The organism is Treponema sp. OMZ 857 (assembly GCF_024181085.1).
GTDB lineage: Bacteria > Spirochaetota > Spirochaetia > Treponematales > Treponemataceae > Treponema.
In genome coordinates this window covers 2,360,581-2,378,927 of the sequence record NZ_CP051147.1, presented here as the reverse complement: position 1 = coordinate 2,378,927, position 18,347 = coordinate 2,360,581, and the positions used below count along the sequence as shown (strand labels likewise).

General features: G+C 40.6%; 16 protein-coding genes. 9 read left to right on the top strand and 7 right to left on the bottom strand.

The genetic code is table 11. The features are described 5' to 3' along the window. Positions 1-23: 23 nt before the first annotated feature. The 4 genes from E4N66_RS10685 (at position 24) to E4N66_RS10670 (ending at position 3,970) form a co-directional block, all read left to right on the top strand. Positions 24-1,289 carry a hypothetical protein gene (locus tag E4N66_RS10685; protein WP_253728003.1) on the top strand — a complete coding sequence of 422 codons (1,266 nt, stop codon included), beginning with the start codon at positions 24-26 and terminating at the stop codon, positions 1,287-1,289. 103 nt (positions 1,290-1,392) lie between these two features. Then, on the top strand, positions 1,393-2,238 hold the full coding sequence (locus E4N66_RS10680) for an RHS repeat domain-containing protein (RefSeq protein WP_253728002.1): 846 nt from the start codon (positions 1,393-1,395) through the stop codon (positions 2,236-2,238). Between the two features lie 65 nt (positions 2,239-2,303). Next, complete coding sequence (locus E4N66_RS10675) at positions 2,304-3,095, top strand: hypothetical protein (protein WP_253728001.1); 792 nt, start codon at positions 2,304-2,306, stop codon at positions 3,093-3,095. Positions 3,096-3,163: 68 nt separating this feature from the next. Then, complete coding sequence (locus E4N66_RS10670; RefSeq protein ID WP_253728000.1) at positions 3,164-3,970, top strand: hypothetical protein; 807 nt, start codon at positions 3,164-3,166, stop codon at positions 3,968-3,970. 316 nt (positions 3,971-4,286) lie between these two features. Here the strand turns inward: E4N66_RS10670 and E4N66_RS10665 are convergent, their stop codons facing one another. The 3 genes from E4N66_RS10665 to E4N66_RS10655 form a co-directional block, all read right to left on the bottom strand. Continuing rightward, positions 4,287-4,892 (bottom strand): MptD family putative ECF transporter S component, encoded by a 606-nt coding sequence (locus tag E4N66_RS10665; protein WP_253727999.1) that lies wholly within the window; start codon positions 4,890-4,892, stop codon positions 4,287-4,289. A 54-nt stretch (positions 4,893-4,946) separates the two neighbouring features. After that, the gene (locus E4N66_RS10660; RefSeq protein ID WP_044016973.1) at positions 4,947-5,882 is read right to left on the bottom strand and encodes an NYN domain-containing protein; all 936 of its coding nucleotides are present in this window, start codon (positions 5,880-5,882) and stop codon (positions 4,947-4,949) included. 98 nt (positions 5,883-5,980) lie between these two features. Further along, positions 5,981-7,279 (bottom strand): NCS2 family permease, encoded by a 1,299-nt coding sequence (locus E4N66_RS10655; RefSeq protein ID WP_044013830.1) that lies wholly within the window; start codon positions 7,277-7,279, stop codon positions 5,981-5,983. Positions 7,280-7,459: 180 nt separating this feature from the next. Between E4N66_RS10655 and E4N66_RS10650 the strand changes: the two genes are divergently transcribed. Further along, positions 7,460-8,287, top strand: coding sequence for a hypothetical protein (locus tag E4N66_RS10650; protein ID WP_253727998.1), 828 nt, complete (start codon positions 7,460-7,462; stop codon positions 8,285-8,287). 1 nt (position 8,288) lies between these two features. Here E4N66_RS10650 and E4N66_RS10645 read toward each other — a convergent pair whose 3' ends face one another. The 3 genes from E4N66_RS10645 to E4N66_RS10635 all read right to left on the bottom strand — a co-directional run bounded on the left by E4N66_RS10645 (position 8,289) and on the right by E4N66_RS10635 (position 11,507). Beyond that, positions 8,289-8,915 (bottom strand): diacylglycerol/polyprenol kinase family protein, encoded by a 627-nt coding sequence (locus E4N66_RS10645; RefSeq protein ID WP_253727997.1) that lies wholly within the window; start codon positions 8,913-8,915, stop codon positions 8,289-8,291. A 22-nt stretch (positions 8,916-8,937) separates the two neighbouring features. Next, positions 8,938-10,287: a magnesium transporter gene (gene mgtE / locus E4N66_RS10640; RefSeq protein ID WP_253673799.1), complete on the bottom strand. Its 1,350-nt coding sequence runs from the start codon at positions 10,285-10,287 to the stop codon at positions 8,938-8,940. A 518-nt stretch (positions 10,288-10,805) separates the two neighbouring features. Further along, positions 10,806-11,507 carry a leucine-rich repeat domain-containing protein gene (locus E4N66_RS10635; protein WP_253727996.1) on the bottom strand — a complete coding sequence of 234 codons (702 nt, stop codon included), beginning with the start codon at positions 11,505-11,507 and terminating at the stop codon, positions 10,806-10,808. Positions 11,508-11,657: 150 nt separating this feature from the next. Between E4N66_RS10635 and E4N66_RS10630 the strand changes: the two genes are divergently transcribed. Continuing rightward, positions 11,658-12,884, top strand: a complete 1,227-nt coding sequence (locus tag E4N66_RS10630) for an exo-beta-N-acetylmuramidase NamZ family protein (protein WP_253727995.1) — start codon at positions 11,658-11,660, stop codon at positions 12,882-12,884. A gap of 107 nt (positions 12,885-12,991) precedes the next feature. Here E4N66_RS10630 and E4N66_RS10625 read toward each other — a convergent pair whose 3' ends face one another. Next, positions 12,992-14,191, bottom strand: coding sequence for an integrase catalytic domain-containing protein (locus tag E4N66_RS10625; protein ID WP_253727994.1), 1,200 nt, complete (start codon positions 14,189-14,191; stop codon positions 12,992-12,994). Between the two features lie 215 nt (positions 14,192-14,406). On the opposite strand from E4N66_RS10625, the gene gap reads away from it, so the two are divergent. The 3 genes from gap to E4N66_RS10610 all read left to right on the top strand — a co-directional run bounded on the left by gap (position 14,407) and on the right by E4N66_RS10610 (position 18,300). Next, positions 14,407-15,456 carry a type I glyceraldehyde-3-phosphate dehydrogenase gene (gene gap, locus E4N66_RS10620; RefSeq protein WP_253673805.1) on the top strand — a complete coding sequence of 350 codons (1,050 nt, stop codon included), beginning with the start codon at positions 14,407-14,409 and terminating at the stop codon, positions 15,454-15,456. Between the two features lie 376 nt (positions 15,457-15,832). Beyond that, positions 15,833-17,224, top strand: coding sequence for an ADP-ribosylglycohydrolase family protein (locus tag E4N66_RS10615; protein WP_253727993.1), 1,392 nt, complete (start codon positions 15,833-15,835; stop codon positions 17,222-17,224). Then, positions 17,221-18,300, top strand: coding sequence for a BMP family ABC transporter substrate-binding protein (locus E4N66_RS10610; protein ID WP_044013816.1), 1,080 nt, complete (start codon positions 17,221-17,223; stop codon positions 18,298-18,300). Before E4N66_RS10615 ends, E4N66_RS10610 begins: the two co-directional genes overlap by 4 nt. The last annotated feature ends 47 nt before the right edge of the window (positions 18,301-18,347 follow it).

Here is an 18,347-nt window from a genome sequence, read left to right as displayed (position 1 = left end):
CACTGGAGCACTTGGAATAAAAAATGGAAAGGAAAGTTTTTATAATATTTCTAGTTATAATTGTAGCATCATGCTATTCACAATCAGTACAGCAAAATCAAATAACTGTTGAAAAGGCCATTGAAGTATACGAGTCCGGCAATGAAGAGCAGGCTCTGCAAATGTTTTTGACACTTTCAAAAAAGGGGAATTTTAATGCTGACTTTGAATTATTTTACCGCTATATAAATACTCCGGAAGCTTCCTATAAATATTTACGGAATGCAGCTGTTAATGGACACGAGAAAGCAATGGACTATTTCCTTGATAGAACTGTTTACCGTGCAGAAACTTTTAAAAGAGCTAACCCCAAAGAAGCGTTAAGCGTTTATAAAAAATATTTAAAGAAAACAGGCTTGGAAAACAATAAGCATGCTATTGATACACTTGATTTTCTTGCTAAATGCGCAGAACTTCCGGCATTAGATTCAAAGAAATTCTGTAAAAAATATGACTTGTTTTATAACGATGAAGATATAGAAAAAAATCCTTATTATATTTGGCAGCTTGCAGAAGAAGCATCTAGAGAAAACAGCCGTTTTGAAGAGTCTAATCCTCAGCTGATTTTACAGTTGATAATTTGTGGAGGAATTGTTCCTGCGGAATTTACACTTGCAGTAAAAGATTTCTATGGATATTATAAAAAAAATGAGATACATGAATTTAGAATAGATAACTATGTTACAAGCGGATACGGACTTAATTTCTGTGCTATAAGAGAAGAAAATAAAAATAATGAATATTTAAAGAAAAGAGTAAATTCATTTCAGGAAAAAATAAAAAATGAAAATCGGGAAAAATTTCATGAAGCAGTAACTTCATATTTTAATTTTGTTGATCAAAAAATCTGGACAGAAGAAGGGCATGATGGTTCGGGCTATATCGCATGGGCAATAGAATCATCAAACAAACAGAAAGAAGAATTTTTGGATATCATTGAACAAATGCAGAACACCATAAGTTGTAACTCTACTGAAGATATTAATGATTTAATTTCTAGGTATACTGAAATAAAAGAAAAAATAGATGCATTGATAGGTGATGGTCAAATTGAAGGTCCGAAGTTTACAATTACTTTAGCAGATATTAAAAAAACAGAAATTTTGTGGCAGTCTTACAAAAATAGCATGATTGAATTTATTGAAAATCAGTTTGGCGTAGAAGCAAGCCGGAATATAAGTAAATGGATTTATCAAAAAAGGATAGAGAATTTAATGAATATTGTTGAATTATATTATGATTATAATTGATTTGATACATAACATCCGCTTCAACCTACCATTACCTTTGCGGCAATGCAGGTTAAGCGGTAGTTATACCGGCGGCTTATTGAGCCGCTACTAAGGAAAAAAAATGAAAAAAAGAATATTAATACTTTCCGTATGTTTTTTCCCACTTATTATCATTTGTTTTATTTGTTTGTTTCTGTATTTTGCAAAGCTTGAGTCTGAATGTGAAGTTTATAAATTTGATGAAAATGGAAATATGATTTATATGTGTGCAGGAAAAGAAAAAGGCGGTACAAGACAATATTGGGAATATAATTCTAATAATCAAATTCTTGAGTCAAAAGTTGTTTTGGATACTGCCGTAAGTAATCAATTAATGACGGAAAAATATGTTTATGATGAAGACGGACTGCTGATAAAGGAAGTTTATACAACTACCGTAAATGATAAAGTTGTCAGAACTAATGAAAAAGAATACTTTTATAATGGAAAAAAGCAGCTTGTAAAAGAGGTTGCATCAGATGGAACTGAGTGGAGTTATGCATATGATGATAAAGGACATAAGAAATCTGTAAGTTCAAGTAGTGGTGGTTTTTATAAATATGAATATAATGATATTAAGAAAGAAGCTCTTATGGTTGAATATTCTTTTGGTTCAACTATCGTAAGACGGAATTATGATGATTCCGGTAGATTGGTGAAGGAATGTGGGGACAATAAAACCCATGAGTGGTTTTATGATGAAGCAAATCCTGGAAGGTTATCTAAAGAAATAAGTTTTGATGGTCAAAAAACAATAGAGATAATTTATAAAGGAAGTTTGATTTATACAAAATGTTATAAAAATTATCAGACTGAAAATGAAGAGCTTATAGAGCAATCTATTCAAAAAGTAAAGTATACATATTGGCCTAATAAAAAAATTAAAGCACAGAAGATATATGCTATAAGCGGAAAGAGATATAAATAATGAATAAAAAATGCTTACTTTGTTATATGGATCCTCGACTGGGGTATTTAGGAATAATAGAATAAATGAATTTTATCGAAATTTTTTCCAGCAGATTATACAACAGCAAGGAAATCTATAATTATTTTTCTGAGGATGAAATTCTCAATATACCGTTTGATTTATATAATTTAATCGATATGGATCAAAAAACTGAGAATGAATTTATTTTCCCAAATATTATAGAATTTCTAACTGATTTATATGTAACTCTGAATGTTAAGGACAAAGATTATAAATATATAGATTCAAAATTGGAGGAAATAAATTTTTGGGAAAAATTTTCAGAATATTTATACTCTGATTTTCTATATAAAAAAGAAGTTGCAATTTTAACATTTGCAAAAAAACGAAGCGCAAGTAATTGCAAATATTTGGAGGCAGCTTTTATTAGTGAATATTACAAAAAGAATCCTATACTAACTGCCAGATGTCTAACAGAATTATTTTATTTAAAAAGTAAAAAAGCAAAGGAATTCAAGAAATTACTTGTTGAAGATTTTGATTTAATAAATTTCATTTCTATACTTCTGTTTGATGATGAAGAACTTACTAATAAAGTATTGGGCTTAAATAAAAATGAAAAATACTTACAAAAAATAAGAGCTGACAGTATTCAAAATTTTACTATGAATTTTGAAATATTTATAACAAATGTTCAAGGTGCAAACAAGATTAAAGATTTCACAAGAGATGAATATATTAAAAGTATTAATTATTTTGAAAAAATATATAGTTCCTATAAAATAGATGATTTTTATTCTTTTTATAAAAAAGCTTTACAGGAGATGGAAATATCACATAACACAGGACTATAGCCGACGCGCGGTCAATCTGTGTGTGCAGTCAAACCAGTTGTTAGTATGGATAAAAATAGGGTAAAATATTGGAAAAAGATGAATTAATACAAAAGGTGAAAGAATATACCTATTATCTTACAGATGAGTATTTGGAAGAAGTATGCAAAGACTTGTTGCAAATTAAAGATACAAATCTTTTCTTCGAAAAATGTTATGAAAATGATGCTGTTTATACATCGGAAAGTCCTTGTTCATTTATTTGTGATTCAGTAACTCATTCGCATAAATATCGAGAATTAATATTAAAAAAATATGAAAATGATTGTATTTATAAATTTTGTGAAAAAATGCTATTTGATTCTTCATATATCAGACGACGAGAAGCCTTAATTATAATCTGTGATACCTTAAATATTCATAGAATAAAATGTAAAAAAATACTGGAAGATTATTTTATTTTTGTAATAGAAAATGATCCACTACTTTTATATGATTATATAATGGAATTTACATGGTTGTATGCTTATGAAATTAGAATTAAGAGAAATCTCTATTCAAAAATCTTGAAACTAAATAACGAATATGCTAATCTTATATTATTAGAAACTTTAGATGATTTATCCACACCTCTTTTTAGTAGCGGTGGATTATTAAAATACAAAATTTTATTAAAACTAGCAAGAAGTCAAAATAGATGTGTAAAATTATTCGCTAAAAAAATGAAAAAAAATATGATTATTAGAAATTATAAGAAACAAATAGATACAAAAAAATATATTCTAGGAAATGGTAGGTTAGAATTTAGTAATATAATGTTTATGAATAAAACTGAAAATTATAATAAAGATGATTTTATAAATTTTTATTTGAATTATGTAAAGAAAAACTTCTAACACTCACGTTAAGTTGACATTGCCTTTGCATCAATTCTGGTTAAACGTAAATTATACGGGCGGCTTAATTGAAAAAAGAAAGGGGAAAAAGAAATATATGGTATGGTTAAAATACGATTGTACAAAGGTTTTCTCGGTGTTCCATGGTTCGTGGTAGTAGCGGCTTTCTAATTAATCAAATTAAACAAAAGTTCCCGCAAATAGAATACATTGTTGAAAAATCGGTATTGAATCCGATTCAACCTAACATTGCTGTGCTATAGAAAATATCGGTAGAAGAGCTAATTGCGCTTGCTAATATATCTTTTTCCGCTATTTATACGGCTTCGTTTTTCTCGAAATATTTCTTAACGAGGTTCTTTGTAATAAAAGCCCCTCCTATTCCGCCGATAACGGCGCAGCATAAGATGGCATACCATATTTTCCCATTGAGTGCTAATTTTGCGATCGACTGTGCATAGGCAAAGCCTCTGTGTTTTTCTGCAAGACTCATAAACCGTTCGTAGTTAAAGAGCAATAGTATGGTTGGCGCAGACATATTCAGATTAAAAAATGCAAAGGACAGCAGATACATCTTCTGCGATTTATAGTTACCCAAGAAAAGAATCAACTCTGCCGTAAGTGCTGCTGCTAATGAAAAAAATATCGCATATAAACTTTGATAACAGGCCGTAACCGTAAAAAGCACGCCGAATATCAATGCCGTACCGAACTTATGTACTTTCAGCATACAGTACATATACACCGTGCTGCACACCAATCCAACGATCAGCGGGGCTATAAAATAGAGGATGGGTGAGATTGCGGAAGAACCTATCATAATAATCAGCACTAGCACAATGTATATTGCGCCGAATACCCCCGCATAGATAAAATCCTTAATGCCCATTTTTTTATCTGATAAGGATGTCGTTGCAGTCATCGTTTTGTAACTCCTTATATTTGAATACGTAATGGCAGTATATAACAAACCCGTCTATCGGAGTTCCACATCCGTTGCTTTGCCATTCCTTTCAGCAAGGTTCTCTCCGTTTGCGTTCGGTTCCTTAAATACTTTGAAGCGCACCGGCATTCCTTCCGTAATCTTTTTGCGGCGGGATGATTTGGTGAGGTTTGTAAGGCCGAAATAGAAATCGCCGTGGTCGGCAGTTTCGATAAAGCCCCAGTTGCCCTTAAAGCGCTTAATGGTACCGCTCAATGTATCGCTCTTTTGTCGCTCCGTCGCTTTAATCCAATGATTGGGGGGAACCAGTTTGTCGGTTGTCATTTCATATTGATCGGGAAAAGCTTCAAGAATTTCCCGTAAGGTATTATGGTTATATGATCGGGGGTCAAATTCCGGCATACTCCGCCTAATGGATTTTCCTAAATCGGAAAGACTGACCCATCCGTCTTCCGTCATCCGTGAGTTCTTATAGGCATGGTTGAGCAATTTTTCCAGAGAATCAAAGGGGGAGCCTTGACTCTCTTCTTCCGGAGTTGTTGTACTATCGAGGTTTTCCAGATACTTAAATTCATTGCAGGCATTTACCCAAAGTGCCTTAGCATTTTGCTTTCCGATACCAAGTACATAGAGGCCGTATTCCCGCAATTTAAGGGCAAGACTGTAGTAGTCTGAATCTGTCGAAACGATGCAAACAGCGTTAATGCTTTTATTGGTATTGGCCAACTCGATAGCATCCATGATAATGGTATTATCGGTTGCATTGGGGCCGTTGCGGAATTGCTGTACCGGACGAATGGGGATTTTTTCAAGCCAATTTTTCCACCCATTCATATTTGGTGTTGTCCAGTCGCCGTATAAACGCTTTATCAGTAATTCACCTTCTTTAGAGACTTCGGTGATGATAGCTTCCAAAAAACTCGGCGGGATGTTATCACCGTCGATCAGCAATACATATTTCTTATCCATAATAGATATTGTATCCTTATTTGCATCTTTTGCAAGTAAAAAAAACGGGCACGCATACCTCGTATGAATGCCCGTTATATTTTTAATTGTGGGATAGCTTAATGGAGAACAATTCTCAAGATGAAGATAATAAACAATACCCATGTAACAATTGGGATTTGCTTAAACTTGCCGGTTGCTGCCTTCAAAATAACGTAGGAAAGGATACCGTAAACGATACCTTCGGCGATGCTGTATGCAAACGGCATCATAACGATTGTTAAGAACGCCGGAATACCTTCCGTAGGATCTGTGAAATCGATTTCGGCTGCCGCACTCAACATAAGGAATCCGACGATAATCAAAGCCGGAGCTGTTGCCGCTGACGGAATAAGCAGAAAGAGCGGTGAAAATACCAGTGCAATTAAGAAGAATACACCGGTTGTCAGCGCTGTTAAACCGGTGCGTCCGCCGGCTGCTACACCGGAAGTACTTTCGACAAAGCTGGTAACCGTAGAAGTACCCAGCATAGCGCCGAAGACGGTTCCGACAGCATCGGAAAGCAATGCCTGTTTTACACGCGGAATGTTGCCATTCTTGTCGGTGAGTCCTGCCCGGTTGCTGACACCGACTAACGTGCCGACCGTATCAAAAATATCAACAAACAAGAATGAGAAGAATACCGTAAAGAACTGGAAGCTGAGAATATTGCTGAAATCAAAATTCCAGAAAATAGGAGCTGCAGGAGCACTTACGATTGACCAATTTTCCCAACCGCCGAACGGTACGGTAACGCCCATCGGAATACCGATTACGGTAGTAATCAAAATTCCAAGAAGAATTGAGCCGGGGATGTGCAGAACATACAATACTGCAGTAATCACCAAGCCAATAATTCCTAATAGGGCGGGACCCGACGTAACGTTGCCGAGACCGACTAATGTTGCGGGGTTATCAACGATAATTTCCGCATTTTTCATACCGATTAAGGTGATGAAAAGACCGATACCTGCTGCAACTGCTTTTTTCAGATTGATCGGGATTGATTCGACGATCGCTTCCCGTACATTGAAAAAAGAAAGCAGAATAAACAGCAAACCTTCGAGGAATACTGCTGTCAATGCCATTGCGGGCGAATACTTCATTCCGATAACAACGGTATACGTGAAGAAAGCATTTAACCCCATACCAGGGGCGAGAGCAACAGGCAGATTGGCAAGTACTGCCATCATCAAGGTTGCGACTGCCGCAGATAATGCGGTAGCCGTAAATACGCTGCCGGGATTTAAGCCTGCATCACTTAAAATGAGCGGGTTAACGGCAAGGATATACGCCATTGCAAGGAATGTGGTTAAACCTGCAATGATTTCAGTACGCACATTTGTTTTGTGCGCTTGAAGCTGAAAGAGTTTTTCCATAAAGTATCCTCCTTTTAGAATAAATGAGTACCAATCAGCGTTATTACCAGTGTACCACGAAACATTTGTTTCCGCAATAAAATTTTTTTGCTCGTTGACTTTTTTTTAGGAATCTTATCATTAGGAGAAGGCTGAACGCATATTTGACAGAGAAGCGGTTTTCCAACTATACTAACTTCTATGACAATAGCCGGACGTAATAGAATCTTAATTTTCGGTATTTGTATTGCTGCGCTCATGGTAGTCGGAAGCATAAGCTGCTGTATTGTTATTGCCGCGCACAATTTACTCGCAGAACTGCCGACAGCTTCGGAAAGTACTTTTCGATTATTAAGGCTTCCGTTTTTTGCCTATAATAATTATGCAGTTATGATCGGTATCACTGCGTTTCCGCTGATAGCGTTAGTACTGCTTATTTGTGTTTTCTTTCTTTTTGAAAAAACCCATGCGCTGGAGATTTCGTTTTTCAGTTTGTTTATTTTCGCGTTATCCGTTGAAGCGTTACAGCTTCTTTTTCCGTTGCAAGTGCGGTATCCGCTCTTAGCTGTTTTTACGGCTTCCGTTGCGCGAATTATTTTCTTTTTCCGGTTTGGGGCATGTTTGGCACTTTTAACCTCAAGTCTCTTTGCTCATAAGACTTTTACGCGGGAAACGGGATCTATTATTTTCTTGTTGAGCTTTATCGCCTTTGCATTATCCCATGTTATTCCGATCGATACCATTCATACGGTCTCGTTTTTTTCGTTTTCCCGCTCCTATCGCTATCTTCTTTATTCCTTTAGCGGGATTGTCTGTGCATTGGCGGTCGTATCGTTTTTGCTGGTCGGTATCTACCGCAGCATTACCGAGTACCGGAAGGCGGCAATTCGACTATTGGTAATGTTAATTGCATATACGCTCTTGCTGTATACCGGCTCATGGTTTTTCACCGTGCTTGGTATCGGGGCGCTGCTGGCAGCAGGCTTCTTTTTTCTGAAAGCAATTCATCAATTTTATTTGTGGCAATAGCTTACGCATGGAGAAGTAAGGCAAGAAAACCGATAGTAACCGGTATCAAAAGGTTGTCATAATCTTTAAGCGGCAGCATTTCGATACCGGCTCCGGCAATACCGAGTATAAGGCTTTTCCAAAAATTCCCGCTGACGGCAAAGGATGAAAGGAACACGGCTACAAAACAAGTTAAACTTCCGGCAACGGTTTTGTCTTTAAAAAAAGTTAATCGGATTTTACCGAAACGCTTTCCGACAAGGCTCGCAAGCCCATCCCCAAAAGCAAGTGCAAATATGGCAATCTTTGCCGTATGCATGGGAAAGAGCAGCAGTGCAAGGAGTATCCCGCCGGCAAGTGTCAGCGGCCCTAAGACGAACCGCCCTTTATCACGTTTCCGTGATGCGTAACGGGTGATATGCGCAATGATACCAAGCTCATAGCCGCGTATACGGAGAAATTCGGAAATACAGTAGAGCGTACTCATAGCGGCAATACCGGCAATCGTAAGTGTATACCAGTGTTCTGCAAAGACAACGGTTAACGCAGAAGACAGATGAATGGTTTTTCTAAAAACTTCAACCAACAGTTCCTCTACGGATGCAGTCTGAGAAAATGTACGGTATCGGAAGCGTTCAAACCATTTCATACAATCCCGATCATATTACCTTTTAAAATAACAGGAAACCTGCGATCTTAAAATAGACAATAAGGCTGACCGCATCTACAATTGTGGTGATGAGCGGCCCTGCCATAATTGCGGGATCCATGTGGAGTTTTTTTGCAAGAATCGGTAAGAGTCCTCCGGTAAGTTTTGCAATCGTAACGGTTACCACAAGCGTTAAACCGACGCTGGCAGAGACAAGAATCGGTTTACCGTCTAAAAAATAAGATTTTATAAAAATGGTCAGTCCGAGCAGCGCTCCCACCATAATCGCAATACGGAGTTCCTTCCACAAAACTTTTGCCCAGTCACGCAGCTGAATTTCACCGGTAGCAAGCCCGCGGATAATCAACGTCGATGACTGACTTCCCGAATTTCCGCCGGTATCCATCAGCATGGGGATAAATGAAGTGAGTATGGTAAGCGTTGCCAGCAGTTCAGTGTAGTGTTCGATAATCTTGCCGGTAAAGGTTTCCGAAACCATTAGGAGCATCAGCCAGCCGATGCGGTGCTTGGCAAGTTTAAAAACACCGGTGTTCAGGTAAGCGTCTTCGGACGGCTGCATAGCGGCCATGATCTGGAAGTCTTCCGTAGCTTCCTGTTCCATAGCATCCATGACGTCGTCAACGGTGATAATACCGATCAGCCGTTTTTCCGCATCGACAACAGGCAGGGCGAGGAATGCGTACTTCTTAAAAACCGCAATAACGCTTTCTTGGTCATCGTGGGTGTTTACATAGATACATTCGCTTTCAAAAATATTTTCGATTAGCTCGTCTTCAGGCGCCAACACAAGCTCTTTTAATGAAACGATGCCCTCAAGCACTCTGTTGGCATCGGTCACGTAACAGGTATAAATCGTTTCTTTTTTTAGCCCCGTCTCTCTGATGTAGTCCAGTGCCTGTTTTACCGTCATTGTCTTTTTAAGACTGACATATTCAATCGTCATCAGGCTTCCGGCAGAGTCGGGAGGATATTTGAGGAATTGATTGATGAGTTTGCGTTCTTCTTCGCCGGAGTTTGCTAAAATCTTTCTGACGGCATTCGCAGGCATCTCTTCCACAAGGTCTACGACATCGTCAAACGCAAGTTCGTCCAGAATAGGGCCGAGTTCTTTATCTGTAATCGATGAAATAAATGCGCTTTGCTGCTCGCTCGAAAGGAGTGCGAATACCTCGGCAGCAAGGTCTTTCGGAAGCATTCTGAAAAGAAACACCGCATTTGCCGCATTTTCTTTATCCAATATTTCCGCTACATCGACCGCATTCATCTCAGCGAGTTCTGCAATTAAAGCTACATAGTGCCTATTGTCGAGCAGTTCTTGAATCCGCTCCATTTCCTGCGTTTTATCTTCCATAATTAAGCGCTAGTATACTTAAAACGGATGGTTTCTGCTATAGGGCTCACAGAATCAGGGTAACCATATTGGGCCTTTTTTACGACCCCCGCAGAATTATTGAGGCTGTTCAACCAGAGTTGAACCTCTTCGCGGTTCAAATGGTCTCACGACCTCAATAATTCTGCGATTTTATATACTCAGCCTGATGTGTTCACCCGTCTGCTAGGAAAAATGTGCGAAATTTTATTTCCTTAAAATGCAACAGTTGAACAAAATATGAATTTTGGAAACTGTTGCATTCGTGCGCGAAAAGCGCACACATCAATACGCAAGTTTTCGAAAGAAAACTTGACGGTTAAGGTGAGCGGCGTCATTGTAGACGCTCACCTTATACCTATGAAATTTCGCACAGACGGAAGGCAACCGTTTAAAATATTTCCGGTGCGGTTGCCCTGTTTAAAGCCTGCAGTGTTGAGAGAAGCCTATAGTTTTACCCGCGTAAAAATAATTTTTCTTAAATATCGAAAAGTTTTACCTTATTCGGCGGCAAACTTATCCTCCGTAACGCCCATAACGGCTGCATTAGCTTGGTACGTTGCCAGCTGTCCTGCAGGAACCTTAATACCGCCTGCCGTTAAAGCCGTACAGCCAGCAAAGGCATCTTCGAAATACGGATCATTGTCTTCATCTTTTTCGGGATTATAGTTACACTTCAGTACAATAGTTTTAAGACTGGTGCAGCCGTAAAAGCTTTGATACATGCCCTCAACACTTTTCGGGATTACCGGTGCTTGCATAAGGTTTTCACAGTCCGCAAAGCAATAAGTCATATATATAACCCCTTCGGGTAATCCAGAAACTCGTATAAGGTTTGTGCAGCCAGTAAAAGTCTTATACATATCTTCCAACTCTTCTATCTTAGTACCGAATTTAAGCGCAACTTTTTTAGAAGGATGTTCGTTAAGAATTTTGCCGAGAGGACTTACTTCTGTTTTTGTTCCCACTAATTTCTCTTTTGTAAGCCCTGTTACTTCGATGTAGTTTACCGTGCTGTCAGAAGCTGTTGTGTTAAGGTAGTTGTCTAACTGTGCAAAGGGTACCTGTGTGTAGCTTGGCGTGTTGTTGCCGGGTGCCCCATTTTGAGGACACGCAGTACATAGTAACGATACGATAACGGCTAACACCGCTACCGTAATCCGGTTAAAGAACTTTCGCGTTCTTGTGGTATCAGTATTCATTTTTTCCTCCTGATATATGTTTCACCCGTATTTGGGTGCTTTAGCACTAAGCATACTGCATCACATTGAAAATTTCCATACCGGTTTAACAAAGCGTGAAGGTATTCTATAATACTCCCAATGAGAAATATATTTGGGTTGTATCCCCTTATGAAAACGTCTGTATGCCATTTACACCAACTGAAGACGGCGGCGGTATTCTTCTTTTTATTTTGTATTGTATGCCAAGAAGCTACGGCAGAGAATCGGCTGAAATTGGGGATTGAGCGGCTGCCGGAGTACCGCGCCGTTTTTGCTGGGAAGCGGGTAGGGTTGATTACCAACCAAACCGGTATCGATTCCGACGGAACGCCCTCCGCGGTGCTGTTAAGCCGGTCGGTGCAGCTTACGGCGCTTTTTTCACCTGAACACGGTATACAGGGCAACGAACGGGAGGGGGCGTCCATCGGGCACAGCGCCGATCCGCGGACGGGACTTCCGGTATACAGCCTTTACGGAAATACCAAGCGGCCGACGCCGGAGATGTTGAAAGATATCGACATCCTCTGCTTTGATATTCAAGATGTCGGTGCTCGTTTCTACACCTATATTTCCACCATGGCATACGCGATGGAAGAATGTGCGCGCCATAAAAAACAATTTGTCGTATTCGACCGCCCGAACCCAATCGGCGATACTGTCGAAGGAAATATGCTGGAACTTGAATACCGTTCCTTTACGGGATATTTCCCCATCGTACAGCGGCACGGTATGACGGTTGGGGAGCTTGCCCGGCTCTTCAACACCGAATACGGTATTCGCTGTGATTTAACGGTAATCCCGATGGAAGGTTGGAACAGAACAACCTACTTTGACGAGCTGCCTCTAATATGGGTACCGCCGTCTCCCAATATTCCATCGCCGCAGACAGCACTCGTGTATGCGGGCGTCTGTTTATTTGAAGGAACCAATCTTTCGGTGGGGCGGGGAACGACAATGCCGTTTCAGTACCTCGGGGCGCCCTACATCGATGCGTACCGTTTAGCCGATTCACTGAACCGATTAGGCTTGGAAGGAGTGCGCTTTTTGCCCGCGTTTTTTACCCCATCGCTTTCGCTCTATACGGGGCAGCTCTGCGGAGGAGTACAGATCGCCGTTACCGACCGCCGCAGTTTTGCCCCTGTTAAAACGGCAATCGCCATGTTCTACGAAATCAAGCGCCTCTATCCCGACAAGTTTACGATAAACAATGCAGGTAAAAAATACTGCGGTTTGCATTTATTAACAGGTTGTACACAGCTCACCAATCCTTCGCAAACCGCACAGGATTATTTCACCCGTATCGAAAAAGAGACAAAGCAGTTCAGCGACATACGCAAGAAATATCTTTTATATTAAAGAAGAATCCGGTGCGGCTGTCCTGAATTATACGATACGTATTTACTCACGTAAAAATCTAACCGAAAGGATTGCGGTTACTCAAGTAAAAATCTAACCATAGCACTCTATGTCCAAGGCTGGGCCATAGAGATAAGTTTACGCTGCAAGTATTGCGTTGTTTCAAGCAGCTGTTGTAAATCCAAGTTGTTCTTCCTGCGGCACAGCTCAGCTTTTACCGCCTCGCTTACATCAGAGCTTTCCATCAGCCTGCAATACGGCGTCTTTGCCGTATCATATTTTTTTATGACCTTTGCGTCTATCCGTTTTTTTGAAATAATTTTCATCGAGGGAAAAAAGAAATTGACGAGTGCATTGTACTGCTGATAAAGGTTAGCCATGACCGCTCGTGCCGCTTCTCCCTCAAAGCGATAGTAACCGACGATGCGTCTTACGACACTGTCATTTTTCTGTTCAACAAAACAATTATCATTCTTTTTATATGATCTGCTCCGAGTGAAAATAACTTCATTACTTTTACACCATTGCAACAGCTGTGTATTTTTGAACTCACTTCCGTTGTCGCTATCAATACCTTTCATCTGAAAGGGGAGCTTCTCTTTCACATCTTCTATTGCTTCTTTTACCCAACGATGAGCTTTGTTTAAAAGGGCTCTTGTTTCTGTCCAGCCGGAATGGACATCGGTAAGGGTAAGCGTGCAAATATACTGTCCTTGGGTACTTATGCCGCAGTTGGCAACGGTGTCAACCTCAAAAAAACCCGGCTTACGTTCATCCCAATCGAAAAAGGTGCGGATGGGAATGAGCTTATTAAGATTCTTTGCCGGTCGTGTTGTTGAAATACCGCGGATGGAATGTTTTGGGATTTCCGGTTTGAGAATCCTGCCGACTGTCGCGCTTGATATGCGGGCGAGTTTTGCTTTCAGTTTTTCATCATAGCCGAACTTTTGAGTAAAGTAATCGATATTATCCCGAATGAACGGCACGAGCCGTTTTGAACACAGATACATCGAAAAAATCCATAGCCGGATGACTTCTTGTTGTACGTCTTGACCGTAGTATTTTTCATAGTTCCGCTTTTTACGTGTCTTTGTAATGACCTGTACGCTCTGTCTTGCGACATTGTTAAAGTGCGTGACCTTTACGTATGCACTGTTTTTCAGAACGTGAATGGCATACTTTCGATTGTAACCGGTTGTTGCGATAAACTCATCGATTATTTTCGTCTTGTTCTTTTTGCTTGCCGTACAGTAACGCTTCGCCGTCTCTTCGGTTAATTTCTTTTTCGTTTTCATGTCTAACCCCATTGTGCCCTTCCTTTGGGCTTCTATTTTGGGTTAGATTTTTACGTGATGCACCGCTTCTTTTTCGGTTAGATTTAATGTGATGCAATGCGCGATATTGACAACCGTACTCTTTTTATTTACAGTTAAAAAAAGATTTATAGAACACAAAGCGCAGCCGCAGCATTGTCTAATAGGTCGTGCTCAGTGTGTTCGAAATTCTTGCTAAGGAGATAAATATGAAAGTAGCTATTAACGGATTCGGCAGAATCGGCCGGCTCGTGTTCCAGGCTCTGGTTGAACAGAATTTGCTTGGAAAGGATAAATTTGATGTCGTTGCGGTTGTCGATCTTTCAACCGATGCAAAGTATTTTGCATATCAGCTCAAGTATGATTCCGTACAAGGCAAGATGAATGCCGAAATCGGTACAAAAGGCGAAGATGTACTCGTTATCAACGGACATGAAATTAAATGCGTCTCCGGTAAAGGCTTAACTCCTGCACAGCTCCCGTGGAAGGAATTGGGTATCGATGTCGTTATCGAAAGTACCGGTCTTTATACGAACGAAAAAGCGTACGGGCATTTGGAAGCAGGTGCAAAGAAGGTTATTATTTCCGCACCCGGCAAGAGTGCCGATGCCGCAAAGCCCATTAAGACAATCGTTATGGGTGTCAACGAAAACGAATACGACCCCGCAAAGCATCACGTTGTTTCCAATGCGAGCTGCACCACCAACTGTTTGGCTCCCATCGTCCATGTCATCTTAAAAGAAGGTTTCGGAATTGAAACGGGACTGATGACAACGATCCACTCTTACACCGCAACACAAAAGACCGTTGACGGTGTCTCGATGAAAGATTGGCGCGGCGGACGGGCTGCTGCTATCAATATTATTCCGTCGACGACCGGCGCGGCAAAGGCTGTCGGTGAAGTATTGCCTTCAACAAAGGGCAAGCTGACCGGTATGTCATTCCGCGTACCGACCCCCACCGGTTCGGTTGTCGATTTAACTTTCCGCGCAACAAAAGATACTTCGATCGAAGAACTCGATGCAGCATTCAAGAAAGCCTCCGAAACCTATATGAAGGGAATTTTAGGCTATTGCAACGAAGAAATCGTTTCCACCGATATTATTCACGACAAGCGTTCTTCCATCTACGACAGCAAGGCAACGCTCCAGAATAACCTTCCGGGCGAAAAGCGCTTCTTTAAAGTAGTGTCATGGTATGATAACGAATGGGGATATTCCAACCGCGTTATCGACCTGCTCAAATTTATGAATAAATAATTTTTCTGCGGCGCGGTAGAAATGAATGCGTGTTTCTGCAGCGCCGGTCTATCCTTCCTCATTATTGCTGGGCATCTCTAAAAACTCGATGAGCTTTGAGAGATGCCCGTCTAAAACTACTCTTATGAACTCAACGATAAAACAGGCGCCAATGATTTTAAATTATGAAACGCCGTAAATCAACACCCCCGACGCAGAGCGTTGCCGAGAAAAGGTGGGTATTGAATCCTCCGCACGAATAAAATACTGTCCGATAATTCGATACTTTGTAAAAAAACATTTGACAGATGGAATTTTGGGGTGTATCCTGTATGTAAAGTTATGAAAATGTTTTCTAAAAATGTTTTCATAAAGTTAGATTCGATGCGAGGATGATATGAAAGCGTGGGAATATATTTATGATTTAACAAAAAATGCCGTTCCGGTGGTGCTATCGGAAGACGAGCAAACATGGGAGGCGTCGAATGCCGCTGAAAAGCAGGTGGACAATATGCTCCGTGTGTACTGGGCAAGTCATGTGCCTGGCTCTCATGCCCCTGAAAGTGTGGTGATCGCCGCGGTTCAGTCCATAGAAGCGCTGGGGTGCGATGTGAGTGCCGCAGAGGAGTTGATTCCTGAAGGGCTTGATGCGCTAAAACGGAATGATATGAAGGCGCTGCAAAGGATCACTGCCCGCATATTTAATATCCTTTTTATGTGCCCGAGCGATACCTCAAGTGACTATTGGAAAAGTAAGCTGTATCAAAGCTTCAATGAATATGAAAAAGTAATCGAGTTTCCCGAATCAGCCGCGGAAACACTGCCGAATGCCGTGTTGTACGATAAAACAAAGGCTGCATGGCTCGGCCGTTTATGCGGCGGTGGTTTGGGAACGGCGCTTGAAGGGTATACAACGGCACAGCTGAAGAAAAAATTCGGCGAAATCCGTACTTATGTGCGTAACCCGAATACTTACAATGATGATATAACATACGAAATTGCATTTCTCGAGGCGTGCTGCAAAGCACAGGGGATGCCGACAAGTGCCGATATTGCCGACCAATGGCTGGAGTTAATACCCTGCGGTTGGTCTGCCGAACAGGTTGCATTGGATAATTTACGTAGAGGGATGTATCCTCCGGAAAGCGGTTGGTTTAGGAATCCCTATCGTGAATGGATCGGTGCACAAATGCGGGGCGCCGTGTGCGGTCAGGTAGCTCCGTTAAATCCTCGTAAGGCTGCACTGCTTGCATGGCGCGATGCGGAAATTTCGCACCACGGGAATGGAATTCTCGGAGAGGTGTTTAACGCCGTTTTGGTCAGCCTTGCATACGGGGAAGATCCTATGCGGAGATGTTTGGAAAAAGCCGTTTCCTATATTCCTAAGGATTCTGAATATGCCTCCGTGCTTCACTTTGCATTAGCGCAGTGTATGAAAAAGCAGGATTTTTATGAGGCATGGGCGGCATGCGAAGAAAAATACAAGCGGTATAACTGGATCCATGCGTATCCGAATGCAGCGGCAGAAGTAGTTGCGTTGTATTTCGGCAAAGATAATTTTAACGATGTCATGCACTATATCGCGATGTGCGGTCAAGATGTCGATTGTAATGCCGCACAGCTGGGCGCTGCACTTGGTGCAAAGTTAGGTACAAAGGGAATCGAAGATCACTGGACGGATCCTTTTGGCGATGAAATTATAACCTATTTACGAGGAAATAAAACGGTAAGTTTGCAAGAACTTATTAACAAGACCGTATCGGTCGTAAAACAATTGGAGGATGTATGAAAAAGATTCTTTCTGTCGGTCTGTTTGTACTGTTAGGCATGTCTATGTTTGCTTTCGGTGCAAAAGAGAACAGCGGTTCAAAGGAACCGAGTGTCGCGCTGATCATCAATGGAAACCTTGGAGATAAGTCTTTCCATGATTCCGCAAACAACGGTATGAAGATGATCGCAAATGAACTGCATTGCAAAACCAAGGTAGTTGAAGTCGGGTATGATGACTCAAAATGGGAACCTGCATTGCGTGATCTTTGTGATGAAAAGCACGATATTATTTTTTGCGGAACATGGCAAATGCAGGCGCTTGTATCAAAGATAACAAAAGATTATCCGAATCAAAAAATTATCGTCTACGATACGGCAATGGATTATGCTTCCGATTCTGCAGGGCTGTTCAAAAATACCTATTCGATAGAATACAAGCAGAATGAAGGCTCATTCCTTGCAGGCGTACTTGCCGCTGAAATGACAAAGGGGAAGAAAATCGGGTTTATCGGCGGTATGGATAATACCGTTATCCTCGATTTCTTAGTCGGTTTTATACAAGGTGCAAAAACCGTTTCTCCCGATATTAAAATCATTTCTTCTTTTGTCGGAAATTTCAGCGATTCTGCAAAAGCAAAAGAACTTGCGTTGACACAGTATCAGATGGGTGCCGACATTATCTTTGTTTGCGCATCGAATGCCGGAGAAGGTGCGCTGCAGGCTGCAAAGGAAAAGAATAAATTCATTATCGGTGTGGATAGCGATCAGGCTATGCTGTACAAGCAGACCGATCCTGTTTTATCAAACCTCATTATCTCTTCGATGCTGAAACGCGTTGATAAGTCCATGTATCTTGCAATGAAAGAAATACAAAGCAATACACTGGTATGGGGAAAACGTGTAGCATTGGGAATAAATGAAGGTTGCGTTGGTCTTGCAGATAATGAAGTGTATCAGGCGAAAGTTCCTGCCGAAGTTCGCAAGCATATTTCCGAGTATGAAACCCAAATCAGAAATGGAAAGATTGCAGTTAAGACAGCATTCGGAATGAAGCAAGCCGATATAACAGCATATATCGATTCCGCTCGCCCATAATTAAAAAAGCATTGCACGGAAGCTGGGGATGTCTCGAACATAACTAA